This is a genomic window from Mesorhizobium sp. M7A.F.Ca.CA.002.09.1.1 (assembly GCF_003998555.1).
Lineage (GTDB): Bacteria > Pseudomonadota > Alphaproteobacteria > Rhizobiales > Rhizobiaceae > Mesorhizobium > Mesorhizobium ciceri.
Window position 1 is genome coordinate 1 of the sequence record NZ_RZRR01000324.1, and the last position, 5,564, is coordinate 5,564.

Below are 5,564 nucleotides of genomic sequence, written 5' to 3' on the forward strand. Positions count from 1 at the left end.
CCCCTCATTCCCATCGGACGCATTCATCGCCATATCGCGCGGGTCCAGATAGCCTTCGAATGCGGATTCTGCAAAAGGACCTGCCAGACACGCAACTATCTCCCGGATCGCATCATCGCGTTCCAAACATCGATCCATATCGTCCTCGAAAATCGGCTTTCGCTTCGAGGTGAATCCTTGCGCTGAATAAAAACCCGCGCCTTCGACAACACCACCGCACTCTCCGTCACCGACGTCGGGGTAAATACTAACACTTGAGAAAGCAGGGAGTTCACGGTCGTCGTCGAACGTCTGACGGTGCAAAACGATGGCGGCCACCGCGTGCCCGGCTTCGTGATGCGCCACAAGCGGCAGATATTGGGAGGCTACATTCATGCGGTGCGGCTCTCAGGTCTAGTTTGCTTTTGCGCATAGGACCGCAATTGTCGTGCCAACTGGGAAAATCGTTTCGGGCAATGCGATCGCTCCGATAGCGTTGCGTCTCCTGTCTGACATTGTTGGGAAGTCGACACGCGCCCGTCGCAATGCGGTCGACCTTCCGCGCGAGTTGGGTGACCCGTGAAGGCGGCCGACCAGGACGATGTTGCGCTGATCGGCGACGAAGGCGCGGCCGGGCGAGATCGCGCATCAGGGGGTGACCGGCGTGTCGGCGAAGTCGAAGTCGTCGATGTCCTTGGCCAGCGGCAACTTGGCGACAGCGAACTGGTATTTGATGGAGCGGGCCTGCTTCTCCGATATCTCGGCCTGCAAGAGATCACCGACAATCCTGGGCGGCTCGTGCCGTCGCTTGATGGCGACGCGCCCATGATCTCGTCATAGGCTCTGCGCATTCCGTAGAGCTTCAGCGCTCCCATCAGTTCCAGTACCTCGGTGCGTTCCATGGCTGTTTGTCCTCCTGAGACTGTCATAGCGGGTGCAGTCGGCGACCGCTCGTGAGCTAGCTTCAGCGCTTGGGGAATGGAAAGGATCGTGCCCGGCGCCGGATCGCGGCTGCGGGCCAGGATGTTGAGGATCACCGGCGCCGACGATGCACCGTGCTCGATGGCTTCCTGACAGGCGGCCTCGACCGCGCTCAATCCGTCGGTCAGCACCCAGGTGAGGATCAACACCATCTGCCGGTCGACGTCATCAACCGCCTTGAGCTGCGCCGCACCTTCTCCATTGCCGACCGCACGACCCAGCCAAGGAACGGCGCGCGCCGTGTGCCAGGGATCGTAGGCGACCTCGTTGCGGCCAAAGGAGCGAACGTGTTCTCCCACGACCACGCCATCCTCTGGCGGATGCGATCCGATCGACATAAGCATGGATCTCGATGGGCCGACCGACGGCACTCGACAGCACCGAGTATTTGTTGTTGTCGAAGCGCACCGTGCAGGTCTTCGACACCGACGGGGGAATGCAATGGAAGCCGTCGAAGCGACCGGCAGCCGCTCCCGCTGCGGCTTGGCCGCATTCGCCGACAGCAGCCGGTCCCGCGTCTCACGCCGAGCTCCCATGCGGGGATAGGGCTGGTGCTTGCGCTCGTAGCGGAACTGCGTCTCCTCAGAACGCAGGACCTTGCGCACCACCTTGCGCGAGATCTTCAGCTCACGGCAGATCGCTTTGATCGACTTCCCCTGGACCAGCGACAGCCGACGTATCTTTGCAATCGTCTCTAAAACCAACATCCAAAACACAAATGCCTCCGATCAAGCCGGAGGCATCTTGATGACCCCATCGTTAAGGGGTCCCGTTTGGACGAAAATCACCCTTTAAACAGGGTCCCCATTCCACGAAAAATCAATGCACTACCTTCCAAAGCTGCGAGAGATCGCCACCGACCGCTTTGAAGGGGCTTTCGGCGGTCTCGTCAGCGAGGTTGTGGCATGAAGAAACATCAATCCACAGCATTGGGCCGAAGCATGCCACGGGCTCATGCCGCGGGAGAGCGGGAAGATATTCTTGAAAGAAGAAGCGGTCTCCGACATCAATACCGACAGGATGGGCAGCTTTCTCACATCACTTGAGGTCGAGCGTGGCAGTTGCGACCCGCAATGCAAGGCTGGCGGCGATGCATGCCTTTGCGCGGTTCCTGATTTCGGAGCACCCCGAATATTAGGATACGCTGCAACTGGTGGTGACACTTCCCTTCAAGAGGGCGCGTGGGTGGCACCTGTCGAATATCTCGATGAGCCCGGAAATCAAGAGCGTCCTGGCGCGTATCGTCCGCCGCACGCCTTCTGGACAGCGGGATTACGCTCTGTTTTCGCTGATGTTCAATACGGATGCACGAGTTCAGGGATCCTGAATCTTCGATTGTGACCTTCGTCTGGTATCGCCCTGTCCCGCCGAGCAAAGCAACGACCGCCCCACACTGCTCACCCGGTTCGGTGTTCCATACTTGCTGCGCACACATGGCTGCGGGCGAAGGAACCACCATGGCGGAAAAAAGCATCCATCATCGCCCTTTGCGGGACACGACGGCCATCCACCTCGTCAAGGCGGGTGTTGACATCGCCACCATCAGTCGATGGCCAGGCCACTCGGGCTGAACTAACGATGCGCTACGCCCAGGCCGGTATCGATATGAAGCGGCAAGCGCTCGAACAAGGCTTCCCCGACGTGATGTCATCGGCAAAAGATCAGACGATCATCGCTTTGATGGCTGGATGTTTGGCTGGCTGCACCGCTTGTAGACGCTCAGTTATGTGGAGTTGTATCGCGGGAAGTCGCGCGTCTTGGGCTTTTGCGGTGTCAGCTCCACATCTCTCCGCAGTGCACGTTGTCACTGTTGAAGAGCCGTTTGTTCAATCTTCGTCCTGGCACGGCAAGGGTTGTCGATATTGTGGGCGTCTTGCGCTTGCCGAGCTTGTCCGAAATCCAGCGCCGGATCAGGCGTGAACACTGTTGCGTAGTTCGTCAGCCAGAGCGCGGAGAACGTCGGCGCTTCCTTCCAGCGCCGTAAAAGCGTAGGGATTGAGGAACTGTCGGCCCCAGAACAGATTGCGATCTGTGCCGGATAGCGTAGCTTCCTCGCTGACACGCGGCCAATTCTCCGCAATGCATCGGAGCTGGCCTTCAACAATCGCAAGAGCTTCCGGCGCGCTGAGCAGGAAGTGATGCGCCGCTTCAAGGCAGGACGCTATCCGGCTCATGCGGTTATTGCCGCTGATGAGCATGGCCTGGCTGGCCTCCTGGCCACTGCGGGCCTGCGGACAAATATCGTACGCAGGCGTGAGGGTGAGCTTAGCGCCGTCCCAGAATGCCGCATGGTTGCGGGCATGATCGTCGGTGTTGCCGCAAAGTATGTTGAAGACAATGCGGCTGAACAACTCGCGCAGAGTTTCCGACGGCGCGGTGAATCGGTGGCGAATGATCTCCGCCAAATCCTGGTAGCTGGCGTAACGCGCCATCATCTCATCGAGCGCGAGCATCGTCAGCGCTGAGACCATGGATTTGCGTTGCCAGCCGCCCGTGACCTTGATCCGGTCGAATCGCTCGACGAGCAACACGTCGTTGCCTGCGGCGCGAACGAGCGAGACGGATGCCGCTCTGATGCCGCACAAGGCGGCAAGCCGCATGGCTATGAATTCTCCTTTGACGACGCTGTAAAGGTCGGCAGACGAGGAAAATTTCGCGACATGCTTGACGGCGTCACCCTCGATCAGCGCCTTTGGCCTTGCGCCGCCGATCGAGCTGCCGTGATGCAGCGCCTGATCTAATTCGGGGGTGAGCGGAATACCTTTCTCTACCCGCTCCGCCGATTGGACAAGCTCTTCGAGAGTGGCATTGGCCAGTGCGCGCGGCTCGTAATGCATTGGCGAAAACTGAAAATCGAGCGCGCCGATGCGGTCCGAGCCTGATTCCAGCAAGAACGTCAGTTCTGAAATATCGAGCCGCGCGATTTCATCGCCCTTCACACCGAATTTGCGGTTTAGGATAACCCGTCGTCCCCAGGCATCAGGGGCAGCATCGCGGATGCATCCCGGCATGGTTAGGCCAGGAAGCAAAGGCAATTCGCCTGCCTTCAGGGGCAGTTCCGGGAGATAAAGCGGGATCGCGCTTCCCAGTTCACGAAAGCTCCTGCCATAGTTGAAGCTGACGAGTCCGTCATGGGCATATAGCCGCCCGGCGACAACCGGCGCGGTCTCGCCCGGCAGCCAGACCCAGACATAGGCTTCGTCGTACTTGGGGACCTTAGAACTCATCGACGATCTGCTTGCCGGCCTTGTAGACGTGCTTCGGCAGCAGCGCGATGCGATCGTCCATGCGGCCTGTGAGGGCTGTGATGCCATTGCCGTCGGCATCGAACAGCTTCACACCGACAATGGCAGCAGCTTCGAACATCAGTCCGATTTCGACTTTGGGATCGCCCTTCTCGATGCGCTGCAGGGTGCTGCGTGAAACACCGATTCTCTCGGCTAACTCCTGTGCGGTTAACCGGTGCTGCATCCGGCCAAGCCGGATGGTCTTACCGAAAAGGCCAAGCGCTTCCATCGCGTAGCGCGAATAGGTGCGTTTATACGTTGCCTTCATTCGGGTCTCTGTGACCTATGCATGATCCATATCGCCTTCTTTCGAACTTTATATAGGTAATGTCACAGAGCGACTGCCAAAGTCAAGACTCCGTATCGCAAGCGTTACCCATCCGAACGAGGAAGGCGGATATTGCCGACGGCTCCTGCACAACCGGCCAGCTCTGCGCGTCTCGGGCGAGGCGGAGATCTGGCGCTGGATCGCGGACAGCCTTGAGACGCCTCGCATGAGTCATTCATGGGCGGTCCCTGGTGCGGGGCCGCGGCGCTCGACTGCTGGCCGACATTCTCGGCGGCGGGACCCGCATCCGGCTACACCAGCACTTTTCGACCGCATACGCGCCCAGCTTCTCTCCGAAATCATTGCCAATGAGCGCGAACCTCATGCGATCGCCGAGCTGGCCTGGCGGCGCGGAATCTACGCACGCATCCGTATTCGAGACCGCCCAAGGGAGGCTGACTAGCGTAACGCCCTCCGATCTAAGCGCCTTCCACAAAGCCGCTTTCGCACGCGACGGGCTGCATGTGGCGGTCGTAGGCGACATAGATGCCAAGCCCTGAGAGTAAGGCTCTACCAGCTGTTCGGCGATTTGCCTCAGAAACTGGCGCTTGCCGGCGCGAACCAGTGGTATCGCGAGGGCGAGCACGCCGAGCGCTTTTCCTCCGCCCTCCACTGACCACAGACCCGCACGCAACGAAGCCGCGCTCGATCTTATCGTGGCGTGGCTAGGTGCAATGTTTGCTCTCGCCATCAGGCCGGCTTTCCCGATGGCGTGGTCAACCTGATCTATGCGTCCGAAGGTGATCGCGTGGGCCGTGAACTCTGCACCAATTCCAAAGATCAGCTTTACCGGTTCGAACGAGGTCGGACGGCTGCTGATGCGTCAGTGCTCTGACCAGATCAAGAAGGTCAGCCTTGAAACCGGCGGCAATGCACCTTTCATCATCTTCGATGATGCCGACATTGACGGTGCTGTTGACGGTGCGGTCCAGGCGAAGTTCCGCAATGCCGGCCAGACCTGCGTTTCCGCGAACCGCATTTACGTCCAA

Annotated in this window: 4 protein-coding genes and 3 pseudogenes; 2 read left to right on the forward strand and 5 right to left on the reverse strand. The window is 59.5% G+C overall.

The genetic code is table 11. The annotated features are described in order from the left end of the window. The 3 genes and pseudogenes from EN994_RS15830 to EN994_RS36135 form a co-directional block, all read right to left on the reverse strand. Positions 1 to 375: hypothetical protein (locus tag EN994_RS15830; RefSeq protein WP_164745950.1), on the reverse strand; the 375-nt coding region annotated here is incomplete at its 3' end. Between the two features lie 192 nt (positions 376 to 567). Further along, positions 568 to 881: pseudogene (locus EN994_RS15835) on the reverse strand (ATP-binding protein); the annotation flags it as partial. Between the two features lie 10 nt (positions 882 to 891). Further along, positions 892 to 1,425: pseudogene (locus EN994_RS36135) on the reverse strand (IS21 family transposase); the annotation flags it as partial. Between the two features lie 516 nt (positions 1,426 to 1,941). Between EN994_RS36135 and EN994_RS15845 the strand changes: the two are divergent. Then, a complete protein-coding gene (locus tag EN994_RS15845; protein WP_126066776.1) occupies positions 1,942 to 2,301 on the forward strand; it encodes a hypothetical protein in 360 nt (119 codons plus the stop codon). A gap of 569 nt (positions 2,302 to 2,870) precedes the next feature. Here EN994_RS15845 and EN994_RS15850 read toward each other — a convergent pair. Beyond that, positions 2,871 to 4,187, reverse strand: a complete 1,317-nt coding sequence (locus EN994_RS15850) for a HipA domain-containing protein (protein WP_063169281.1) — start codon at positions 4,185 to 4,187, stop codon at positions 2,871 to 2,873. After that, positions 4,177 to 4,515 carry a helix-turn-helix transcriptional regulator gene (locus EN994_RS15855; RefSeq protein ID WP_063169282.1) on the reverse strand — a complete coding sequence of 113 codons (339 nt, stop codon included), beginning with the start codon at positions 4,513 to 4,515 and terminating at the stop codon, positions 4,177 to 4,179. The genes EN994_RS15850 and EN994_RS15855 overlap by 11 nt, the downstream gene beginning before the upstream one ends. Positions 4,516 to 5,126: 611 nt before the next feature. Between EN994_RS15855 and EN994_RS15865 the strand changes: the two are divergent. Further along, positions 5,127 to 5,564, forward strand: a pseudogene (locus tag EN994_RS15865) (aldehyde dehydrogenase family protein); the annotation flags it as partial.